The organism is Thermodesulforhabdaceae bacterium (assembly GCA_037482015.1).
In the GTDB taxonomy this organism is placed as follows: domain Bacteria; phylum Desulfobacterota; class Syntrophobacteria; order Syntrophobacterales; family Thermodesulforhabdaceae; genus JAOACS01.
Map to the genome: position 1 here is coordinate 506,270 of JBBFKT010000001.1, position 20,946 is coordinate 527,215.

Consider the following 20,946-nt stretch of genomic DNA (forward strand, 5'->3'; position numbering starts at 1 on the left):
TGAGGAGATTCCAGAATCTTATGAGCAACTGGGAAGAAAACCATGTTAAAGAGGGGGTGGAGGAGCTTATAAACCTCTTGGGGACCCTCCTTCCCTTGATAGAAACAAAGCTTGTGAACGTTGCTCATATGCTTGCAACCGTTTTTAGATCCCGCCATCGGCTTTTTATTTTTGGAAACGGGGGTAGCGCTGCCGACGCTCAACACATAGCTGCTGAATTTGTAAACCGCTTTGAGCTTGATCGACCCGCTTTGCCAGCCATCGCTCTTACTACCGATACTTCGATCCTGACAAGCGTTGCCAATGATAGAAGCTTTAGCGAGATTTTCTTGCAGCAGCTTAAGGCTATGGCCGAACCAGGCGATATGGCTCTAGGGATCAGCACCAGCGGTGCATCGTCAAACGTTATTCTGGCTCTTAAGTGGGCTAAAGAGAATGGCCTTCACACGGTGGGGTTCATGGGACAGGCGATTACAGAAATGGATGTCTACTGCGATGTGGCTATTCATGTTCCCTCACTAAAAACACCCAGGATTCAAGAATGTCATATCCTTATGGGGCATCTTTTATGCGGGCTGGTGGAGAAAATCATGGAAAAAGGGAATCAATAGAAATGCCTTGGGAATTGCTGTCTTTTGATAGTCTTAAAACTGTTTCTCTTTTTGATCGTCCCAGTAAGGTTTCCTATAAAGATTTTGCGAAGGAATGGCGAATTGGAGGCCGCCTTCTGGATTTTCTTAATGTAATCCCTAACATCCTTGCTGGATCGAATTTTTCAGAAGCGATCAGGTTAACGGTTGCGGCTTTGAAAAACTCCAGGCTAGTTCTTTCCGGTATGGGAGCTCACGTTGTTAAGGTTGGGCTTAGTCCGGTAATTATTCAGGCGCTCGAAAAACATATCCTCAGCGGTATAGCTGTTAACGGAGCTTTCGTTATACACGATGTGGAGGTTGCTCTTGCTGGTAAAACCTCCGAAGATGTCGAAGATCATCTTCAGAAAGGATACTTTGGTGCTGTTGAAGAAACGGCTCGCTTTATTCACGAAGCTATTCGAGAAACTGTGGATAAATACTCGTCTCGAGGTTTAGGATGGGCCGTAGGGCGTAAAATAATAGAAGAAGGGTTGCCTTTTTCTCACATCAGTGTCCTGGGAAGTGCTTATCGCCTTGAAAAACCTCTAACCGTCCATGTGGCCATTGGGACTGATATTATACACATACATCCTCTTATGGATGGATCATCCACTGGAGAACTTTCCTACAGAGATTTTAGACTATTTTGTCGTCTCGTAAGCAACCTTCGCGAAGGTGTTTATATTAACATCGGTTCGGCGGTTATACTTCCAGAAGTTTTTCTCAAAGCTGTAAGCGTTGTAAAAAACCTTGGGTTTGTTCTGGATTCCTTCACCACAATAAACATGGATTTTCAACAACAGTATCGACCGATGAAAAATGTGGTCGAACGACCCGTAAAACCTCTGGGTAAAGGCTTCCATTTTACGGGACATCATGAAATAATGGTCCCGCTTTTTATGGCTTTGGTTATGGAGATGTTACAAGAATAAAGGGGGCTGGGGATGCCAGCAGAAATAAAAATTCGCACAGGAAAGATTGAACTTGAAGCCGAACTTAACGATTCTCCAACAGCTCAGGCGATTGTCCAGGCGCTACCGATTACTGCAATAGTTCAAACCTGGGGGGATGAAGTCTATTTTCCCATTCCAGTATCAATGCCCCTTGAGCAAGATGCTAAGTCTATCGTATCTCTGGGAGACATTGGTTACTGGCCTAGAGGAAAGGCTTTTTGCATATTCTTTGGGCCAACTCCAATCAGTAAAGGAGATGAGATAGTTCCAGCAAGTGCTGTAAATATTGTGGGACGTGTTAAGGGAGACGCAAGGCTGCTTAAAGAAGCAAAGGATGGGGATGAGATAAAGATCGAGCTGATCAGTAAATAAGTTGCTTTTGGAAGACAAAATATGGAAGCTTTGATAAAAGCAATCTGACTATTGGATTGTGAGCGCCATAATCAAAAGGGGGGTTAATTATGCCTATTTTTGAGTATCGTTGCGGAAAATGCGGGAAAGATTTTGAGGTTCTGGTTTTTCGGCAGGATGAAGCGGTAAACTGCCCTGAATGTGGTTCCTCAGAAGTAAACAAAAAAATGTCCCTTTTTGGCTTCAAAAGTGGTGGAGATAAGGGAGCGGTAAGCAGTAGAGTAGGATCATCAACAGCATCCAGTTGCGCAGGTTGCACAGCTTCGTCCTGTTCCTCCTGTCATTAAAGAAAATCCTATGAATAAGCGCCGCTTAGTGATTGGGACTCGTGGAAGCAAGCTAGCCCTTCGTCAGAGTCTTACAGTAAAAGAATTGCTTGAAAGTCTTTGGGAAGGGTTAGAAATCGAACTTTCTATTATCAAAACCACAGGCGATAAAATTACCGATGTGCCCCTTGCTAAAGTTGGAGGCAAGGGGCTCTTTGTTAAAGAAATTGAAGATGCTCTTATTGCCGGAAGCGTCGATATTGCTGTTCACAGTATGAAGGATGTGCCCGCCGAATTGCCTCCAGGACTTACCATAGGAGCTATTCCTAAAAGAGAGGATCCTCGCGACGCGCTGGTTTCTGTTTCTTTTTCAAGGCTTATGAATCTTCCCGAAGGTGCCATCGTAGGCACCAGCAGTTTGAGAAGAACCGTTCAGCTTAGAATGCTCAGGCCAGACCTGAGAGTTGAGACTCTTCGTGGAAATCTTGATACTCGTCTTAGAAAACTCAAAGAGGGACTTTTTGACGCTGTTATTCTTGCCGCCGCCGGTATTCATCGTATGGGGTGGCAGGATGTTATAACAGAGTATCTCGACCCTAACGATTTTCTTCCAGCAGTGGGGCAGGGCGCTCTGGGAATTGAAATTCGAAAAGATGATGATGAAGTAGCAGAAATCATATCAAAAATCCACGATAAGACTACGGCTCTTTCGGTCAAGGCAGAACGAAGCTTTCTTAGAGAGTTAGAAGGTGGATGTCAGGTGCCAATTGGTTGTCACTGCTTTGTTGAAGATGGCAACGCTAGGCTTGTGGGAATGATCGCATCCCTTGATGGAACTGTGGCTCTTAAAAGTGAAATAAGAGGCAGACTGGAAGAAGCCGAGATGCTGGGAGAAAAACTCGCTCAGGAATTACGCCTCAAGGGCGGTGAAGAAATTCTTCGGTCGATTTACGGGAAGGTAGAAAAATGAATGTTGTAAAGGGAAAAGTCTATCTCGTAGGAGCTGGACCTGGAGATCCGGGGCTTATAACCGTCAAAGCTCAAAATCTCATCGCTAAAGCCGATGTGATTGTCTATGATTATCTGGCTAATGAATCGCTGCTTAGCCTAGCAAAACCTGAAGCAGAAAAAATTTATGTAGGGAAAAAAGCGGGTGCTCACACTCTGTCCCAAGCAGAAATAAACCAGCTTTTGATCGATAAGGGGCGTAACTCTGTTGTTGTGCGACTTAAAGGGGGAGATCCTTTTGTGTTTGGCCGTGGCGGCGAGGAAGCTCAAGCCCTTGCTTCTGCCGGCATTCCCTACGAAGTTGTGCCTGGAGTCACAGCAGCGGTTGCAGTGCCTGCCTACGCTGGTATTCCCCTTTCTCATAGAGATATCACTGCTTCAATGACCTTTGTTACTGGTCATGAAAAGGAAGGGCAGGAAGATTCCAAGATAAATTGGGAGGCTCTGGCAAAGCTTGGCGGAACTCTTGTGTTTTTCATGGGAGTCAAAAATATCTCTCTTATCGCTTCTCGATTGATTGATAACGGCTTGTCGCCTCAAACTCCTGCCGCTGTAATCCGTTGGGGTACAACCCCTCAACAAAAAACCGTATGTGGGGTTCTTGGTAATATTGCATCCCGGGTAGCTGAAGAAAACATAACGCCTCCTGCTATCATCGTGGTTGGAGATGTGGTGCAGCTTAGAGAAGAATTAAACTGGTTCGAGAAAAAACCTCTTTTTGGCAAAACCGTTGTGGTTACAAGAACTAGAACTCAAGCAAGCCGACTGGTAGAACTCCTATCAGAATACGGCGCTTCCTGTATTGAGTTTCCTACCATTGCCATTGAACCACCCCCTTCCTGGGATGATCTGGACAGAGCCATTGATGAACTGAGCCGGTATGATTGGGTCATTTTTACGAGCGTAAACGGTGTTGAGAACTTTTTTGCTAGAGTCTGGGAGCGAGGCGGGGATGTTAGAAGTCTTACTGGAGTATCCGTTGCTGCTATTGGACCTGAGACAGCAAAAGCGGTTGAGAACCGAGGCATACGGGTTGATTTTGTCCCGAAGAGTTATAGGGCTGAAGACCTGGCGGAAGGGTTTCCTGAGAGTGTAATTAGAGGTAAAAGAGTGCTTATACCCAGAGCTATGGAAGCTAGAGAGATATTGCCTCAGATTCTTGAAGATAGAGGAGCTTACGTTGCTGTAGTGTCGGCATACCGAACGGTTATGCCGTCTAACGAATCTTCCGAAAAACTTGCCCAGGCAATAAAGGATGGCATCGTTGACTGCCTGACCTTTACTTCTTCTTCCACCGTGCGGAATTTTGTGAAGATGATCGGACCGTTTTTGAACATAGAGGATCTCAACAAATCCGTTGTTGCCTGTATAGGACCAGTCACAGCTCAGACAGCGCAAGAACTTGGACTTTCAGTTAATGTTGTGGCTAGCAGCTACACTATAGAAGGACTCGTGGAGTCAATTGTAGATTTCTTTTCAGCCAGATAGGGGCAACCTGGTATAAAGTTGCCCCAGCCCCATTTTGTTATTCTCTAATTTTCTTCTGCCTGTTTTGAATATAAGCATCGCGGACTGCGATATAGGGATCAAGAGCTGATTTCTTGAGATCTTCATATTCTCCAATGTGCATCGAAGTGTAGTTGGTTACTTCGCCACCCTTTACTTCCGCTTTAATAATGAAATCAGGAATAATGTAATTTAGAGGATCTAGAAAAAAATCCACCGCCATTCCAAAAGAATCTCTTACCGTAGATGGTCCAAGAAATGGCCAGACTAGATAGGGACCGCTTTTTACACCGTAAAAGGCAAGAGTCTGTCCAAAGTCTTCATCTTTTTTGGATATGCCAAAATGACGTTCGGCAATATCAAAAAATCCCCCTATCCCAAGAGAGGAGTTAATGACAAATCGTTCTAGTTCCTGAACTGCATATTCAGGTTTCCCCTGAAAGATATTGTTGAAAAAGCGAATTGGTGTTCTTATATTGTCGAATGCATTGGCAATCCCTTGACGAATTCCCGTGGGAAGGAAGGTTTTATATACGATGGCGACTGGTTTTAAGACCCAGAAATATAATCGGTCGTTAAATGTGCCCACAACCCTGTTTCCCGGTTCCAGGGGATCCGAAAATGCTATTTCCTCCCCAAATTCCTCAAAGGATGTTTCCCCATTATTGTTTGTTTTTCCATATACCATTGTAGAATGCCCCACACTTACAATCAAAAGGAGCATTAGTCCTAAGCCAATCGTAAGCGTTGGTTTAATAAAAGAATTCATCATTTAAGCCTCCTTAGGTAAGAAACACCATCTTTGCCTGACAAGAGAAAAATATATAGAAGCAATTAAGTTGAATCAATAAAAAGAGGAGATCGAGCATGAATGATTCTAACATCAAGAGCAATCCTCTCGACTCAATCAAGGAACAATTAACTAGTGGAGGGCAACCACCTCATCCGCCTGATCGCCATGATATGTCTAAGAAAATGCATTTTTCTATCTGGTATTTCATACTGGTGTTCCTTTTCCTTTCCTGGCTTCATGATCTGTGGATCTTCAAGCAGAATGTTGCAAACTTGCCTTATTCAACCTTTAAGACCATGGTGAGCGAAGGTAAGGTGGAACGAGTTGTTATCGGGGAAGATACTATATCCGGTGTCTTCAAGTCTTCTGAAGATGGCAAGAAATATTTTTCTACAGTAAAACTTCAAGATTCGGATCTAATATCCTTTCTGGATCGTTATGGCGTAACCTATTCGGGAGAAAAGCAGAATAAGTTACTTAATGCCATACTTTCGTGGGTTGTGCCCCTGGTAATATTTATAATTGTGTGGAGCTACGTCCTCAGGCGAATGGGGGGACCTCAGGGAGTTCTTTCCTTTGGGAAAGCTCGAGCCAAAATCTACGCCGAAAAAGATGTTGGAGTTACCTTTGACGATGTTGCTGGTATAGATGAAGCCAAGAGAGAACTGCAGGAAATAGTTGAGTATCTCAAGAACCCGGAGAAATTTGTGCGGCTTGGAGCTAAAATTCCAAAGGGTGTTTTGTTGGTTGGAGCTCCAGGAACAGGAAAAACTTTACTTGCTCGAGCAGTGGCGGGGGAAGCCAGCGTGCCATTTTTCAGTATGAGTGGGTCCGATTTTGTGGAAATGTTTGTGGGTGTGGGAGCCGCTCGAGTCCGCGATCTGTTCGCTCAGGCGAAAGCCAACGCCCCCTGTATTATTTTTATCGATGAGCTGGACGCTCTTGGGAAAGCCCGCGGTATCAATCCTCTGGGAAGTCATGACGAACGAGAACAGACCCTTAACCAGTTGCTCGTAGAAATGGATGGATTTGATTCTTCATCGGGTGTCATTATCATGGCTGCCACCAATCGTCCTGAAATTCTCGATCCGGCTCTTTTGAGACCCGGCCGTTTCGACCGTCATATTGCAATAGATCGTCCGGATATCAAGGGGCGAGAAGCAATTCTTAACATTCATACGAAAAAAATAAAGCTTTGCGATGATGTTGATCTGAAAAAGATCGCTGCCATGACCCCGGGATTTGTCGGAGCAGATCTGGCGAATCTTGTTAATGAAGCGGCTCTTATGGCTGCAAGAAGAGACGCCGATTGCGTGAATATGAAGGATTTTCAGGAAGCTCTCGATCGCATAATCGCCGGACTTGAAAAGAAAAACCGGGCAATTAACCCGAGAGAAAAAGAGATAGTAGCTTACCACGAAGCTGGGCACGCTCTGGTGGCAATGGCAGTGCCTAATGCTGATCCGGTGAATAAAGTTTCTATCATTCCCAGAGGGATCGGAGCCCTTGGATACACTCAACAGATGCCCACCGAAGATCGATACCTTCTGACTCGACAGGAACTCATTGACCGAATAAGCGTCCTTCTCGGAGGACGTGTGGCGGAGGAACTGGTCTTCGGTGACGTCTCAACAGGGGCGATGAATGATCTTCAGCGCGCAACAGACATTGTAAAGCGTATGATCACTGAATACGGAATGAGTGAGCGACTGGGACCTCTTACTTTTCGCCGCGAAGCAAGATCACCTTTCCTTCAAACGGAGTCTGCTCCGCCTTTCCTTACCGAACGCGACTTCAGCGAACGCACGGCTGAAATGATAGACGAGGAAATGAAAGAACTGATTGAGAAGATTCACGCTCGAACTCGAAATATTTTACAAAAGTCTCGCAGTTGGCTCGATCGTATGGCTCGCGAATTGCTAGAAAAAGAAGTTTTGGAAGGGGAAGATTTAGAACGATTTGCGCAGGAATTCAAAGCATTCTGGCAAACGGTGGAAACCGAGGAGAAGCTCAATGAACAAAAGGAAGGAAGTGTTTAAGGGCGTTGGAAGTCTGGCGCTGCTTCTCCTGATGATGGCGTGGCTTTCTGGTGCCTTCGTTAGCAAGGTAAAGCCCGGAGAGGCGAAAATTACCGAGCCGGCAGCAAAGCCACAGGAAACGGTGCCTGTTAGGGAAGTGGCTTATCCCTTCGAAGCCGAACAGGTTGGAACGATAAGAACTAAAGCGGATACTTGGGTTTCAAGTCGCATCATGGCTCAGGTTAAGGAAATCCTCGTTTCGGAAGGAGCATCTGTCCGGGGAATTGAAACGGGCGCCCCTACCGTTCTTGCTCGTCTCGACGATCGTGACCTTAGAGCAAAGGTTCAGCAGGCTGAATCAAATCTTCAAGCGGCTAAAAGAGCTGTAGAGATGGCTAAGGCTCAGCTTGAAGCAGCAAAGGCAAACCTGTCTTCGGCAAAAGCTCAAAAAGAGCGCGTCTCTGCTGACTACCGAAGATATCAAGAGCTTTACAAACAGGGAGCAGCCACTGCTCAGCAGCTGGAACACATGAGAGCTCAGTTTATTACGGCTGAATCCCAATATTCTGGGGCTTTCAATCAAGTGCAATCGGCTCAAGCAGACCTTTCCCGTATGGAAGCCCAGGTATCGCAGGCGGAAGCCGGTCTTGCCGAAGCGAGAACCATGCTTGATTATGCCGTTATTCGAGCTCCCTTCAGCGGCAAAGTTGTTAAAAAGATGGTCGAGGTGGGCACAATGGTTTCCCCTGGACAGCCCCTTTTTTACATCGAAAGTCCTTCTCAGCCAGAACTTCATGCCTGGGTGGCGGAATCTCTTCTTCCTTTTGTTTCTGTGGGAAGTCGCTTCGACGTGACTATTGACGCTCTCAAGAAGACAATCCCGGGAGTTGTTCGGGAAATCGTGCCCCAGTCTGAGTCATCGACCAGAACAGTGCTTGTTAAAATTGCCCTCCCGCCGGAAAAAGATCTTGTTAACGGCTTGTTTGGAAGATTTACCATTTCTTACGGTTCTTATTCGACTTTAGTGATTCCTAAAAAGGCTATAAAAGAAGTTGGGCAGATCAGGATAGTCCACGTATTGAAGCCGGATGGCTCTGTATCAAGGAGATTTGTAACTGTTGGACGAATTCATGGTGATTTTATAGAGGTGCTTACAGGGCTTATCGCCGGAGAAGAGGTAGTAGTGCAATGACTCAAAACGGCTCCCACCATCATCACTGGATGAACAGCATTGTTGAAGCTTTTCTCCGAGGCAATCTTTCCGTTTTGTTGATTATAGTAAGTTTCGTTGCCGGTTTTATTGCTCTGAGTTTTACCCCTCGTGAAGAAGATCCCCAGATTGTTGTGCCCATTGCGGATGTGTTCGTAAATATGCCCGGCGCATCAGCGGCGGAGGTTGAAAGGCAGGTTTCCACACGGCTGGAAAAACTGCTCTATCAAATAGACGGTGTTGAGTATGTCTATTCTATGAGCTTTCCTTCTAGAGCTGTGATTACTGTGCGTTTTTACGTGGGGGAGGATCGGGAGCGTAGCTGGGTTAAGCTTTACAATAAAATCTACGCCAATATTGATCAAATACCGCCAGGGGTTACAGGCTGGGTGGTAAAGCCCGTGGAAATAGATGATGTTCCCATTGTGAATCTTACTATCTATAGCGATCGCTACAGCGATTATGAACTGAGGCGGCTCGCAGAAGAGCTGGAGATAAGGCTACAGGGAGTAAAGAATGCAGGAAAAACTTACATTGTCGGAGGATCCCCGCGCCGCATCCTGATTTCGCTTGATCCTTATAAAATGGCTGCCCACGGCATATGTCTTCAAGATATTCGAACGGCTATAGCTGCTGCAAATGGTGTCTTGCCTTCGGGCGAATTAACCATCGGAAACGAAGCTTTCTACGTAGAGGCTGGAAAATTCCTCACTTCTGCCGATGATGTCGGGAATCTTATAGTAGGTGTTCACGATGGAAAGCCCGTTTATCTGAAAAATGTTGCCGAAATAAGAGACGGTCCTGATGAGCCAAAGATCTACACCAGGATTGCCTTCGGTCCCAGTGCATTCTCAAAGATAGATCCCGCATCGGAAGTAAAGGAACGGAGAGAACCTGAAGGAGTCGAAAGATTTACTGACTATCCAGCCGTGACCGTGGCGGTAGCAAAGCATAAGGGGACTAATGCTGTCACCGTAGCCAGAGAGATTATCAGGGAAGCGGAGAAGTTCGCCAAGGAGGTTTTTCCAGAGGGAGTCCATCTAAGGATCACGAGAAATTACGGGAAAACTGCAGATGAGAAGGTTAACGAGCTTGTTGAAGCTCTTGTGGTTGCAATTGCTATCGTGATTCTTCTACTTGCTTACAGTATTGGGTGGCGTGAAGGATTGATTATAGCTTTTGCAGTTCCCATAACCTTCAGCCTTACGCTTCTAATTAACATGTTTCTTGGTTATACCATAAATCGAGTAACGCTCTTTGCTCTCATACTTTCCCTGGGACTTGTCGTGGACGATCCAATTGTGGATGTTGAAAATATTCACCGCCATTTTGTCCTCCGCAAGGAACCGCCGTTTCAGGCGGTTATTACGGCGGTTTCTGAAGTAAGGCCTCCAATCATCTGGGCAACCTTTGCGGTCATTATGTCCTTTCTTCCCATGTTTTTCATAACGGGCATGATGGGTCCTTATATGGCGCCTATGGCGGTGAATGTTCCTGTGGCTATGTTCATGAGTCTTGTGGTCTCTTTTACGATAACCCCATGGCTTTCTCTTCATGTGCTGGGAAAGGTCTATGATCGCCCTGTTCATCATGAAAAACCCTTCGTGCTAGAAGAAACTCTTATTTTTCGGATTTATAATCGAGTAATGACCCCTGTTATCGAAAATTCCAGGATTCGCATGGCTGTTATAGGTGTTATTCTGTTGCTGTTTGCCTTTTGTGGATGGCTTGTTGTGAGCAAACGAGTTCCTCTCAAGATGCTCCCCTTTGACAATAAAAACGAACTCCAAGTTGTGGTTGATATGCCTGAAGGAACCTCTCTTGAAAGAACTGAAGCTGTAACTTATGAACTTTCCAGGTATTTGCTGAGCCTTAAGGAAGTGACCGATGTTACCTGGTATGTTGGAACTGCGAGTCCGATAGATTTTAACGGTCTTGTAAGGCATTACTACCTGCGCGAAGGGTCAAATGTGGCGGACATAAGAGTAAACTTTGTGGGAAAGAAGAGACGTGCTCAACAAAGTCACGCTATCGCTCTTCGGATTCGAAATAACCTTACAGAAATTGCCAGGCGCTACGGAGCTAATATAAAGATTGTTGAAGTGCCCCCGGGACCTCCGGTGATAGCCACTATTGTGGCTGAAATTTACGGTAAAAGCCTGCTTCAGTCCTATGATGAGCTTATCGGTGCGGCGAAGCAGGTGCGGAATATTATGGAAAGTATTCCCGGCATCGTGGATGTGGACGATACTCTTGTAACACCTCAAAAAAAGGTGGTCTGGGCTGTGGATCGTATAAAAGCCGGCGTAATTGGTATAAACAATAACCAGGTTGCCCAGCTTGTGTCGGACATGATTGAAGGCGGAGAATATGGTTCTCTCCGGCTTCCCGATCAGGTTCATCCTGTGAAGATAGTGGCGAGACTTCCCAGAGCCAGCAGATCGGTTCCGGAAGAAATTGGAACCTTTATGGTTAAGAACCCGAAGGGACAAATGGTTTATCTGTCTGAGCTGGGCTGGTTTGAGGAACGCACGATCGATCAGCCAATTTACCATAAAAACCTTAAGCCAGTAGTGTATGTTTTTGCCGAAACTGCAGGTCTTCCTCCGCCGGAAGCCATTTTCATTTTGAAAGATGCTGTCTCTCGCAATGCTTCTCTAGAAAACTTTGACATAGTCTGGTCTGGAGAAGGAGAATGGGACATCACGGTGAGAGTTTTCCGCGACCTCGGAATCGCCTTTGGTGTGGCAGTGCTCGGTATTTATATCTTGCTTCTTTACCAGACGCAAAGCTATCTCTTGCCCGTTATTCAGCTTATAGCTCTTCCTCTATCCATTATCGGCATTATTCCAGGATTTTGGATTTTGAACCTTATTTTTGGGGAAACGGTTGGAGGCTGGCAAAACCATGTGTATTTCACAGCCACAGCCATGATCGGCATGATAGCTCTGGCGGGTATCGCTACCAGAAATTCCATTCTTCTCATTGAATTCATCGAAGAACGTAAGAAAGAAGGAAAGCCTCTGGTTAGGTCTCTTATTGAAGCGGGGGCGGTCAGAATGCGAGCAATTTTTCTGACTTCTCTTGCCGCTATGCTTGGTGCCTGGCCTATTACTCTGGATCCCATCTTTTCCGGGCTTGCCTGGTCGCTAATACTGGGAATAAGCGTCTCCACTTTCTTTACTCTGATAGTTGTTCCGATGGTTTATTTCATGGCTTATGGACGTAGGGAAAAAGAAATCGTTTAATTCTGAATGTCTCTAATAGACAATGAGGGTTAGCGGACTGGCGGAGTGTAATTGTGGATCCAATGCGAGGCACGATTTTACTCATTGAGGATGATGTTTTACTTGGGGATAGTCTCAGAGACTATCTGAAAATGCACGGGTTTTCGGTTACCTGGGTTAAGGAAAGATTTGCTGAGATCGAGCAAGAAGTTGACTTCTCCCGTTTTGACCTTGTTATTCTGGACTTGATTCTACCTGAAAGATCAGGCGAAGAGATTTTAGATATAATACGTTCCCAATCGCCTGTTATTCCGGTTCTGGTGTTAACGGCGAAAAGTAGCATTGAATCCAAAAAAGATTGTTTTGTTCGAGGAGCCGATGATTACCTCGTTAAGCCCTTTGAAATGGAGGAACTTCTCCTGCGGCTTGATGCTTTGCTTCGAAGAACGGGTGCTGCTTCGCGCCACATAATAGAAGATTGCGTGGTGGATCAGTTTTCGGGTGTAGTTTTTAAACAGGGGCAAGAAATAAAATTGAGTCGAAGAGCCTGGGATCTTTTAATATACCTTGTGAAAAATCGAGGACGCATAATTGATAAAGATGAACTTTTAAAAAATGTCTGGACTGATGCTGTTGTTACCGAAGAAACTCTCCGAGCTTATATAAAAGAACTGAGAAAACTGTTTCCTCGAGCCATTGAAACTTACAAGGGAAGAGGTTACAGGCTGGTTTGAAGGAAAAAATCTCTCTTATATTACGATTTTGCTTCATTATTGGGTTAGCCTTTTTGTGCCTCTGGATTTGGTCCTGTGCCTACTTTTTCATGAAAATATCAGTTGTTGATCCTATCTATGCCTATGAATCAACAGTAATTTTTGGAGCAAGTCTTTTCTTTTGGATCTTGGGGCTTTCAGCTCTGGCGGTTGTGCTGTTTTATGAGCTACTCGTCAGGTATGTTGATCAGCGTGAAAAGTCCTATCGTTTTAAGCAGACAATTTCCCAGGTACTTTCGCATAAGTTTGGAAATTTTCTTATAACTCAAAAGCTAAATCTTTCCATTATGGAAAGTCGGTTTTCTCATGAGGTATTAAACCGAGCTAAGCTAAGCCTTCAGGAGATGGAGTCCGAGTTCAAAAATATTATAAAGGTGATAGAGGAATTTCGACCAGAACATCTAGCCAGGATGATTGTTGATCTGAAAGAGATTGTTCTTGATATAGTGAAGGGTTATTTTGAAAAACACTCACAGCTTTATGTCAAATTAAGACTTCAACCTGCTAAAGTTTTCGTAAACACTCAGGAAACTTCAATATTTCTCCAGCTTATCATCGATAATGCTTTCAGATATGCGGATAAAAAGGTGTATATCCGCACTGGGGTTTTCCGCCGGAGACCCTATCTGGTCGTCTTAAACGATATTGAGAGAGAAACCGCCGCTCACGGTGCCGGTATAGGGCTTATTATAGCTCGTAATATAGCCGCAGGCCTTAATATTTCTCTCACTACAGTTTCCAGAAAAAACCGCTATTTTGTTATCGCTTTCCTGCCCAGAAAAAGGTGGTTTGAGTAAACCTAACCGACATTATGGCATTCCTTTTGCTCTTTTTTTCAGTGGCATCCAATCTATTCAGGGAGGAAGTGTCATGAAGACCACCGGTGTCTTTGAAAAAACCGTCCGTTTAATTGAAGACCGTTTATCACTTAACACCAGACGTCAAGAACTTGTCGCATCTAACATCGCTAATGTTGACACTCCCGGTTATGTAGCAAAAGATATCTCTTTCGAAGAAGTTCTTAAGAAAGCTATGGAACCGAAACTCCAGCTAGTTTCATCGCATCCTCAGCATGTTAAAAATCCAGAACCTGAAGAAGTTCTTAAGAGAGAAGCTGATCGAGTCAATATCGAAATGACAGGACCAGTAGATCTTGAAGAAGAAATGGCAAAGCTTACTCGCAATAACATCGAATATCAGTTTCTTGTAACCATGCTTAATAAGAAATTTGCTCTTTTGAAGTTAGCTCTTACCGAAGGGGGAGGTGTGTAAACTATGAGTTTCGATAAAATATTGAAAATCAGTTCGTCCGGGCTTAGTGCAAACAGAGCCTGGATGACAACGGTGGCCGCCAATCTCGCTAACGTTAATACAACCAGAACTGACGATGGACAGCCTTACAGAAGAAGGACGGTAATTTTTGAAACTGCTCCAGTAGAGGAAAGTTTTTCTGCTGTTCTAAAGCGTCAGGAAGATGCTCTTGAGAAAGTCAGAGTAGCCGACATTGTGCCGGATGGAAGAGATTTCAAGGAGGTTTATGATCCGTCTCACCCCGATGCCGATGCCCGAGGTATGGTAAAATATCCAAATATCAATCCCGTAGAAGAGATGGCAAATCTTATGGAAGCGTCGAGAGCCTATGAAGCCAACCTTACTGTGCTTGATACGACCAAACAGATCATTCTTAGGGCTTTGGAACTCGGAAAATAAAAATTATTGTCATAGCCTTAAAATAGGCAAAATAAAAATTGGAGAGAGTTGAAATGAGCATTAACGGCGTTTCTCTAAATAAACTAGTCAATATGGAAGTTACACCAAAGAAAGAAGTAGTTGAGAAAGGTGGAGAAGATGGTTTTCCATCTTTTGTCTCGGAAGTTGGAAACGCCATAAAGAAAGTTGACGCCTCGCAGAAGGAAGCTGATCAGGTCATGGAAGAGGGGGCTATTAAGGGTGTTGAGGATATTCACGAAGCCATGATAAAACTTCAGGAAGCGGAGATAAGCTTGAGACTCTTTATGCAGATCAGGAACAAAGCCATTGATGCTTACAGGGAAATTATGAGAATGCAGGTCTAAAGTAGGGAGTTTCTATGGCTCTGGAACGTTTCAAAAATATATCTAGTAGCTTGCGGGATTGGTGGGGGAAGGCAACACTTCCCCAAAGGATCTTTGTTGTGGGTTCCATCCTGGCTGTTCTGGGGAGCGTCGGCTTTGTTTTGTATGAAATCAACAAGCCGGATTATGTGCTGCTTTACGGCAATGTCCCAGAACAGGAGATGGCATCCGTTGTGGATCATCTCAAGCAGGCAAAGATCCCGTATAGAATTGAAGAAAGTCGTATATTTGTCCCAAGAGCTAATCTCTATGACGCTAGACTTTCTCTGGCAAAAGCCGGGATACCCAAAGGAAGCGGCGTAGGGTTTGAAATCTTCGATGAGCAAAAACTTGGTAGCACAGAATTTGTTCAAAAAGTCAATTACCAGCGAGCTCTTCAAGGGGAACTTGCCAGAACCATAGCCCAGCTTGAAAAAATTGAAGATGCCAGAGTTCACCTGGTGCTTCCGGAAGAATCTCTTTTCGTCCGAGATGAAAAACCGCCCAGTGCCGCTATCGTAGTGAAGCTAAAAAGGGGGCAACAACTTAGTCCATCTGAACTTCAGGGCATAGTGCATTTTGTCTCTAGCGCCGTTAAGGGTCTTACCGACGATCACGTGACCATCATGAGCACCGATGGTCAGGTTCTTTTCAAAAAAGATCCGACTCAGTCTTCTTTTGAACTTTCCGATCTACAACTCCGATATAAACAGCGACTTGAAGAGGAGCTTCAGCGTAAAATTCAGTCTATGCTTGCACCTGTGATAGGCAATGAAGGAGTTATCTCAAGAGTGACGTTGGATCTCGACTTTAACCAAATAAAAATTTCAGAAGAGATGGTAGATCCTGATAGTGCAACGCCTCGAAGTCAACAACGTATTGTGGAGAAAATGCAGGGGGCATCCAAAAAACCAAAAGGAAACCCTGATGTTCCTATTAACGTGGAGAGCAAGCTTCTCACCAGTAGCCCGAATAAACCCGAAGAAGCTGGGGGCGGTCAGAGTTCGGAACGTCAGGAAGAAATTGTAAATTACGAACTAAATAAAACAACACGTCAGGTTGTTTATGCACCGGGAACAATAAAACGCCTTTCTGTTGCCGTGTTAGTTGATGGCCCCTATAAAGAAGAAAAAGACAAAAAGACTGTCAAAAAGGTATTTGTTGGTCGTAGTTCTGATGAAATGAAAGCGATTGAAGACATTGTAAAAAAAGCTGTTGGTTATAATGATGTTAGAGGCGATCAGGTAAGTGTTACCAACATACCCTTTGCAGGGGAAGTTCCACCTGTTTTGCCACCCGTGCAGAGATGGATCGCTCTGGCCAGGGAACATTACAAGCCATTTCTTAATCTCCTTCTTGTGGTCCTAGTCTTCTTCTTGATCGTAAGACCTGTTCTTAAAAGGCTTGAAAGGATGGCACCTCCTGAGGCTGTCAGGGAACTTCCACCGGTAGAGAGAATGGAGGCGCTTCCTCCGGTTGAAGAAGCTCCAAAAGAGCTTTCTCCTCGAGAAAGAGCGATTATAATTGCTAAGGAACAACCTGAAAAAGCGGCGGAAATTATTCGCGCCTGGTTAAGAGAAGAGGTGTAACATGCCGGAGAAAAAGGATAAGAAGCTTTCAGGACCTCAGAAAGCCGCCATCCTGGTATTAGCTTTAGGAGAACAGGTAGCTGCAGAAATAATCAAACATCTTAATGCCGACGAGATTAAAAAGCTCGGTGTTGAAATGAGCAATCTTAGAGGGGTAGATCCAAAAACCACGACAGAGGTCTTATCGGATTTTTCTGAACAGTTTCAAGATTCGGAAGCTATTCGTATTCTTGGTGAAGAATATTTTAGGCAGCTTTTACCAAATGCTTTGGGACCCGATGCGGCTCAGGATGTGATTAAGTCCATAGAAAAAGAGAAAGAAAAGATCCCTTTCAAAAACATCCGTGATATGGACGCTCGAGTCCTGGCGAATTTCCTTAGAGCAGAACACCCGCAAACGATTGCTCTTGTTATGTCCCATTTGGGGGAAGATAAGGCAGCTCAAGTTCTTGCTAATTTACCTCCAGGACTCCAATTCGAAGTGATAAACCGTATCGTCAATCTGGAAACTGTTCCTGCTGAAATTGTTAGAGAAGTTGATGAAGCTCTTGAACGGGAACTCTTATCTCTGGGCGGTGAAATGCAACAGGTACTTGGTGGAGTAAAAAAAGTTGCGGAAATTCTGAACCGCTGTGATCGTAAAACCAGCGATTCAGTTATTCAGGCTCTGGAAGAAGCGGATGCTGAAACGGCGGAAAAAGTTCGTAAACTTATGTTCGTCTTTGACGACCTTGTGGCCGTGCCCGACGTGGGCATCCGTGAGCTTCTCAAGGAAGTGGACAACAAGGATCTCGTGGTTGCGCTCAAGACTGCCTCGGAAGAGCTTAAGCAGAAGATTTTAAGGAATCTCTCCAAACGCGCCGCCCAGATTCTCGAAGAAGATCTTGCTGTGCTTGGTCCTGTTAGACTGAGCGAAGTCGAAGCGGCTCAGCAGAGAATTATTGAAGTGGCTCGTCGGTTGGAAAAGGAGGGGCGTATAATTCTTGCAGGTGGCGAAGGAGGCGATGCTCTTGTCTAAAGGAGGGATTATTAAAAAATCTTATGAAGCCTCCGACGTTGAGCCTTTTTCCTTTGAGAACTTTGACGAGTCAGTCAGTCAAGGTCGTGATTTAGTACAGGTGGAACCAACGGAAGAAAAAAGTGAAGGTGAAGAAAGAAGTGATTCGGTCCGAACAGATTTATCAAATGAGGTTCGGATGGAACTTCTTCAGCCTCCGGACATCGAGGAGCTTGTTATAAAAAGGCTCAGCGAGGTTGAACGGGAGGCTCAGGAGATCAAGAATCGGGCTTTCGAAGAAGGCCGTGCCGAGGGATACCAGGTTGGTTATGAGCAGGGTATGGAGGATGCTCGAGAAATAGCTAGACAGTGTGGAGAAACTCTAAAATCGCTAAGTAATCTTCCTTATTCCATTATGAACGATTACAAGGAGTGGCTCATCGAAGCGGCTTTCACCATTGCAAAGCATATTATTCAAGGAGAACTTACAACCAAGCCCCAGGCACTACTTGGATTTATCGGAAGGCTTGCAAAAGAAATGGAGGATAACGTTCCAATAACGGTCTTTCTTAATCCTGAAGATCTGTCTTTACTTAGAATTGGGTCCGATTTTGACGAATGGGCTCGCACTCAGGGAAAGGCATTGAGGCTTGCGGAAGATCCTGCTCTGGAGCGGGGAAGTTGTCGGCTTGAGAGCGATCTAGCTTTGTTGGATGCGACTCTTAGCAAGTTGTTGGAAGAGATGAAAAGAGAAATATTTATAGAATCTGCAAGATAAGGAAACAATGGCGATCGATAAAGACTATTTAGGACTTTACGAAATATTGAATCGCGGCTTTAAGTCTGCTCCCTTTGTAAAATACGGGCGAGTGATCAGACTGGTGGGAAATCTTATTGAAGTAGAAGGATTGAACTGCGCTGTGGGTGAACTTTGTTCAATTTACCCGGGCGACGGATTTGATCCTATAATTGGGGAAGTGGTGGGCTTTCAGGAAAAGCGAATGAAGTTAAGCCCCATGTCGCCCATTAGAGGAATTCGTCCTGGATGCCTTGTTAGGCGGTATGAAGCTTCAGATTCCATTATTGTTTCTGATGAACTTATCGGAAGAGTCATAGACGCTGTAGGAAGTCCGATAGATGGCAGAGAATTACCAAACACTCATGGAATTCCCTATCCTCTTAAAAGTTCTACCGTTAATCCTCTTACTAGACCCCTTATTACTCAACAACTAGACGTAGGGATTCGAGCTATTAACGGTCTTCTGCCTATAGGAAAAGGACAGAGAATGGGAATCTTTGCAGGATCAGGTGTGGGCAAAAGCACTCTTCTTGGGATGATCGCTCGCTACACCTCGGCTGACATCAATGTCATAGCTCTTGTTGGTGAGCGAGGACGAGAAGTGCGAGAATTTTTAGAGCGAGAATTGGGCGAAGATGGTTTGTCTCATTCGGTTGTTATCGTGGCAACATCTGACCAGCCGGCAACTCTTCGCATAAGGGCTGCCTATGTTGCTTGCGCTATAGCCGAATATTTTCGAGATAAGGGAAAAGATGTTCTTCTTTTGATGGATTCTGTGACTCGCTTCGCTATGGCCGCTCGTGAAGTAGGTCTTGCCGCTGGAGAGCCTCCAACAAGCAGAGGATACACCCCAAGTGTGTTCAGTATGTTACCTCAGTTGTTGGAAAGAGCTGGAAATTTTGAAAGAGGATCTATCACGGGAATTTACACTGTTCTCGTTGAAGGTGATGATATGGACGATCCAATTGCCGATACAGTTCGATCTATACTTGATGGGCACATTGTCTTAGATAGAGGACTTGCTCAGAACCGCCATTATCCTGCCATTGATGTTCTTAAAAGCGTCAGCCGTCTGACAGATCAAATTGCTTCACCAGAACATCGTAACCTTGCAAAAAGATTTATAGAAATTCTAGCGCAGTATAAACGTAATGAAGACATGATAAGAATTGGAGCTTATGTTAAGGGCTCTCATCCTGAAACCGATTACGCTATCAGCATGATTGATAAGCTAAATGCTTATCTTCGCCAACCCATTGAGGAAAAATGCACTATAGAAGAATCCATATCAATGTTGAGAGCACTTCTTGGCTGATGAAGGTTGGAGGTGATTTATGGCTTTCAAGTTCCGATACGATGGTTTGCTAGAATATCGAGAGAAGCTTCTTGAACGGGAGCAGTATGAACTGGCAAAGATTGCTCAGGAGGCAAGCTCGATCGAAAAAGAATGTCTTAGGCTCGAGATGGAACGATTCAAATGGTCGGAAATTTTTTCAGCTAAGCAAAGTGAAGGGATTTCTCCTGAAGAATGTCGTTTGTTTTCGGAAAATCTCGAGGCTTTGGAACGTCGTTTGCTTGCCGAACAGGCTAAGTTGCGAGATGTTATGAAAAGGCTTGAACAGCAACGTGAGAAACTTATTGAGATGAAGAAAAAAGTTGAGATGTTAAAAGCGTTGAAAGAACAGGAAGAGGAACGATACAGGAAGGAAGAGACAAAACTTGCTCAAAAGGCAAGTGATGAAATGGTAGTCCTTAATTGGGGAAAGGATTCCAATGATGTCTAAATTTTTCAGGCTCGTTCTAATTATGAGCATTGTATTGTCAACTGTGGGATTTGTATTTCGCCTTAGCCCTTTGATAAAGAGTCTGCCCTTTTTGTCTAAAAACGAAAATCCTGCGAAATCTCAATTTTCACAGACAAAAGATGGTAATGTTAACGATAGAGAAAATTCTCAACTGTCCGTGACTGAAGCTTACGCACAGTCAACGAAGACTTTGAAAAAAGGTGCATCATCTCAGAATCTCACTACCATGAAAGATTCTTCGGGAGCGTCCAAGGAAGAAGCGGCTGGTGAAACCAAAATGGATGGTGGGGGATCAGTCTCAGGAGGAGTATCTTCCACGAGAGGAGCACCACCTGAATGCACTGGTTTTATCGAGAAAAGAGAACGAGAACTTAGCGAGAAAGAGAGAGCCTTAGCTGAAAAGGAAGCTCTATTAAAGTCTCTTCAGAAAGATATTGAGGGAAAACTCGCAAGACTTGAAGAAATTCAAAGGAATATTGAAGCCTTCCGAAAAGAACAGGAACGCCTCAAAAATGAAAAGATAGATTCGCTGGTAAAAATTTATGGAACCATGAAGCCCAAGGAAGCGTCAAAGCTACTTGAAAAGCTCGATGATGATCTTGTGGTGAATATCATATCTAGAATGACCACGGAACAAGCGGCAAAAATTATAGCCAACATGGATGTCAAAAAAGCAGCGGAGATTTCCCAAAAACTATCTAAGGTTAAAAACTCTGGGGCCCAGTAATGGCAAAACCAGGGTCGTTCGCAAAAGATCGCGCTGATAACCCTCAAGGTTGTCATATAGTAGGGGCACGGCATGCTGTTCCCTACCTGGCCAAATAAGCGAGATTTTTCAAACACTATATAAAAATACCTTGTAACAC

21 protein-coding genes are annotated in these 20,946 nt (G+C 44.6%); 20 read left to right on the forward strand and 1 reads right to left on the reverse strand.

Annotation, left to right across the window (positions count from 1 at the left end; all coding sequences use genetic code 11):
- Window positions 1-20 precede the first annotated feature (20 nt).
- From WHS38_02285 to cobA, 6 genes are all read left to right on the forward strand, one after another.
- On the forward strand, window positions 21-611 hold the full coding sequence (locus WHS38_02285; protein MEJ5299798.1) for an SIS domain-containing protein: 591 nt from the start codon (window positions 21-23) through the stop codon (window positions 609-611).
- Between the two features lie 2 nt (window positions 612-613).
- Entirely contained in the window at window positions 614-1,564 is a 951-nt protein-coding gene (locus tag WHS38_02290) for a hypothetical protein (protein ID MEJ5299799.1), read from the forward strand.
- 12 nt (window positions 1,565-1,576) lie between these two features.
- Entirely contained in the window at window positions 1,577-1,957 is a 381-nt protein-coding gene (locus tag WHS38_02295; protein MEJ5299800.1) for a cyclophilin-like fold protein, read from the forward strand.
- An 89-nt stretch (window positions 1,958-2,046) separates the two neighbouring features.
- Window positions 2,047-2,283, forward strand: a complete 237-nt coding sequence (locus WHS38_02300; protein ID MEJ5299801.1) for a zinc ribbon domain-containing protein — start codon at window positions 2,047-2,049, stop codon at window positions 2,281-2,283.
- A 10-nt stretch (window positions 2,284-2,293) separates the two neighbouring features.
- Window positions 2,294-3,232: a hydroxymethylbilane synthase gene (gene hemC / locus WHS38_02305; protein MEJ5299802.1), complete on the forward strand. Its 939-nt coding sequence runs from the start codon at window positions 2,294-2,296 to the stop codon at window positions 3,230-3,232.
- Window positions 3,229-4,758 carry a uroporphyrinogen-III C-methyltransferase gene (cobA, locus tag WHS38_02310; GenBank protein MEJ5299803.1) on the forward strand — a complete coding sequence of 510 codons (1,530 nt, stop codon included), beginning with the start codon at window positions 3,229-3,231 and terminating at the stop codon, window positions 4,756-4,758. The genes hemC and cobA overlap by 4 nt, the downstream gene beginning before the upstream one ends.
- 37 nt (window positions 4,759-4,795) lie before the next feature.
- On the opposite strand, the gene WHS38_02315 is transcribed toward cobA, so the two are convergent.
- Window positions 4,796-5,548, reverse strand: a complete 753-nt coding sequence (locus tag WHS38_02315) for a VacJ family lipoprotein (GenBank protein MEJ5299804.1) — start codon at window positions 5,546-5,548, stop codon at window positions 4,796-4,798.
- Between the two features lie 95 nt (window positions 5,549-5,643).
- Here WHS38_02315 and ftsH point away from each other — a divergent pair, with 95 nt between their 5' ends.
- The 14 genes from ftsH to WHS38_02385 all read left to right on the forward strand — a co-directional run bounded on the left by ftsH (window position 5,644) and on the right by WHS38_02385 (window position 20,807).
- Window positions 5,644-7,608 (forward strand): ATP-dependent zinc metalloprotease FtsH, encoded by a 1,965-nt coding sequence (ftsH, locus tag WHS38_02320; protein ID MEJ5299805.1) that lies wholly within the window; start codon window positions 5,644-5,646, stop codon window positions 7,606-7,608.
- Entirely contained in the window at window positions 7,583-8,779 is a 1,197-nt protein-coding gene (locus tag WHS38_02325) for an efflux RND transporter periplasmic adaptor subunit (protein MEJ5299806.1), read from the forward strand. Before ftsH ends, WHS38_02325 begins: the two co-directional genes overlap by 26 nt.
- On the forward strand, window positions 8,776-12,045 hold the full coding sequence (locus WHS38_02330; GenBank protein MEJ5299807.1) for an efflux RND transporter permease subunit: 3,270 nt from the start codon (window positions 8,776-8,778) through the stop codon (window positions 12,043-12,045). Before WHS38_02325 ends, WHS38_02330 begins: the two co-directional genes overlap by 4 nt.
- Before the next feature lie 62 nt (window positions 12,046-12,107).
- On the forward strand, window positions 12,108-12,758 hold the full coding sequence (locus WHS38_02335; protein ID MEJ5299808.1) for a response regulator transcription factor: 651 nt from the start codon (window positions 12,108-12,110) through the stop codon (window positions 12,756-12,758).
- Window positions 12,755-13,594 carry a hypothetical protein gene (locus WHS38_02340; protein MEJ5299809.1) on the forward strand — a complete coding sequence of 280 codons (840 nt, stop codon included), beginning with the start codon at window positions 12,755-12,757 and terminating at the stop codon, window positions 13,592-13,594. The genes WHS38_02335 and WHS38_02340 overlap by 4 nt, the downstream gene beginning before the upstream one ends.
- A gap of 73 nt (window positions 13,595-13,667) precedes the next feature.
- Window positions 13,668-14,069 carry a flagellar basal body rod protein FlgB gene (flgB, locus tag WHS38_02345; protein MEJ5299810.1) on the forward strand — a complete coding sequence of 134 codons (402 nt, stop codon included), beginning with the start codon at window positions 13,668-13,670 and terminating at the stop codon, window positions 14,067-14,069.
- Between the two features lie 3 nt (window positions 14,070-14,072).
- Entirely contained in the window at window positions 14,073-14,507 is a 435-nt protein-coding gene (gene flgC, locus WHS38_02350) for a flagellar basal body rod protein FlgC (GenBank protein MEJ5299811.1), read from the forward strand.
- A 53-nt stretch (window positions 14,508-14,560) separates the two neighbouring features.
- Window positions 14,561-14,872 carry a flagellar hook-basal body complex protein FliE gene (gene fliE, locus WHS38_02355; protein MEJ5299812.1) on the forward strand — a complete coding sequence of 104 codons (312 nt, stop codon included), beginning with the start codon at window positions 14,561-14,563 and terminating at the stop codon, window positions 14,870-14,872.
- A gap of 14 nt (window positions 14,873-14,886) precedes the next feature.
- On the forward strand, window positions 14,887-16,479 hold the full coding sequence (gene fliF / locus WHS38_02360) for a flagellar basal-body MS-ring/collar protein FliF (GenBank protein ID MEJ5299813.1): 1,593 nt from the start codon (window positions 14,887-14,889) through the stop codon (window positions 16,477-16,479).
- 1 nt (window position 16,480) lies between these two features.
- Complete coding sequence (gene fliG / locus WHS38_02365) at window positions 16,481-17,497, forward strand: flagellar motor switch protein FliG (GenBank protein MEJ5299814.1); 1,017 nt, start codon at window positions 16,481-16,483, stop codon at window positions 17,495-17,497.
- On the forward strand, window positions 17,490-18,254 hold the full coding sequence (locus tag WHS38_02370; protein ID MEJ5299815.1) for a FliH/SctL family protein: 765 nt from the start codon (window positions 17,490-17,492) through the stop codon (window positions 18,252-18,254). Before fliG ends, WHS38_02370 begins: the two co-directional genes overlap by 8 nt.
- A gap of 7 nt (window positions 18,255-18,261) precedes the next feature.
- Window positions 18,262-19,590 carry a FliI/YscN family ATPase gene (locus tag WHS38_02375; GenBank protein ID MEJ5299816.1) on the forward strand — a complete coding sequence of 443 codons (1,329 nt, stop codon included), beginning with the start codon at window positions 18,262-18,264 and terminating at the stop codon, window positions 19,588-19,590.
- 19 nt (window positions 19,591-19,609) lie between these two features.
- Window positions 19,610-20,059 carry a flagellar export protein FliJ gene (gene fliJ, locus WHS38_02380; protein MEJ5299817.1) on the forward strand — a complete coding sequence of 150 codons (450 nt, stop codon included), beginning with the start codon at window positions 19,610-19,612 and terminating at the stop codon, window positions 20,057-20,059.
- The gene (locus WHS38_02385) at window positions 20,049-20,807 is read left to right on the forward strand and encodes a hypothetical protein (GenBank protein ID MEJ5299818.1); all 759 of its coding nucleotides are present in this window, start codon (window positions 20,049-20,051) and stop codon (window positions 20,805-20,807) included. Before fliJ ends, WHS38_02385 begins: the two co-directional genes overlap by 11 nt.
- The last annotated feature ends 139 nt before the right edge of the window (window positions 20,808-20,946 follow it).

Excerpts from the sequence above, each read along its gene's own strand:
- WHS38_02285 (MEJ5299798.1), top strand. The coding sequence starts at position 21 with ATGAGCAACTGGGAAGAAAACCATGTTAAAGAGGGGGTGGAGGAGCTT.
- WHS38_02290 (MEJ5299799.1), top strand. The coding sequence starts at position 614 with ATGCCTTGGGAATTGCTGTCTTTTGATAGTCTTAAAACTGTTTCTCTT.
- WHS38_02295 (MEJ5299800.1), top strand. The coding sequence starts at position 1,577 with ATGCCAGCAGAAATAAAAATTCGCACAGGAAAGATTGAACTTGAAGCC.
- WHS38_02300 (MEJ5299801.1), top strand. The coding sequence starts at position 2,047 with ATGCCTATTTTTGAGTATCGTTGCGGAAAATGCGGGAAAGATTTTGAG.
- hemC (MEJ5299802.1), top strand. The coding sequence starts at position 2,294 with ATGAATAAGCGCCGCTTAGTGATTGGGACTCGTGGAAGCAAGCTAGCC.
- cobA (MEJ5299803.1), top strand. The coding sequence starts at position 3,229 with ATGAATGTTGTAAAGGGAAAAGTCTATCTCGTAGGAGCTGGACCTGGA.
- WHS38_02315 (MEJ5299804.1), bottom strand. The coding sequence starts at position 5,548 with ATGATGAATTCTTTTATTAAACCAACGCTTACGATTGGCTTAGGACTA.
- ftsH (MEJ5299805.1), top strand. The coding sequence starts at position 5,644 with ATGAATGATTCTAACATCAAGAGCAATCCTCTCGACTCAATCAAGGAA.
- WHS38_02325 (MEJ5299806.1), top strand. The coding sequence starts at position 7,583 with ATGAACAAAAGGAAGGAAGTGTTTAAGGGCGTTGGAAGTCTGGCGCTG.
- WHS38_02330 (MEJ5299807.1), top strand. The coding sequence starts at position 8,776 with ATGACTCAAAACGGCTCCCACCATCATCACTGGATGAACAGCATTGTT.
- WHS38_02335 (MEJ5299808.1), top strand. The coding sequence starts at position 12,108 with ATGCGAGGCACGATTTTACTCATTGAGGATGATGTTTTACTTGGGGAT.
- flgB (MEJ5299810.1), top strand. The coding sequence starts at position 13,668 with ATGAAGACCACCGGTGTCTTTGAAAAAACCGTCCGTTTAATTGAAGAC.
- flgC (MEJ5299811.1), top strand. The coding sequence starts at position 14,073 with ATGAGTTTCGATAAAATATTGAAAATCAGTTCGTCCGGGCTTAGTGCA.
- fliE (MEJ5299812.1), top strand. The coding sequence starts at position 14,561 with ATGAGCATTAACGGCGTTTCTCTAAATAAACTAGTCAATATGGAAGTT.
- fliF (MEJ5299813.1), top strand. The coding sequence starts at position 14,887 with ATGGCTCTGGAACGTTTCAAAAATATATCTAGTAGCTTGCGGGATTGG.
- fliG (MEJ5299814.1), top strand. The coding sequence starts at position 16,481 with ATGCCGGAGAAAAAGGATAAGAAGCTTTCAGGACCTCAGAAAGCCGCC.
- WHS38_02375 (MEJ5299816.1), top strand. The coding sequence starts at position 18,262 with ATGGCGATCGATAAAGACTATTTAGGACTTTACGAAATATTGAATCGC.
- fliJ (MEJ5299817.1), top strand. The coding sequence starts at position 19,610 with ATGGCTTTCAAGTTCCGATACGATGGTTTGCTAGAATATCGAGAGAAG.
- WHS38_02385 (MEJ5299818.1), top strand. The coding sequence starts at position 20,049 with ATGATGTCTAAATTTTTCAGGCTCGTTCTAATTATGAGCATTGTATTG.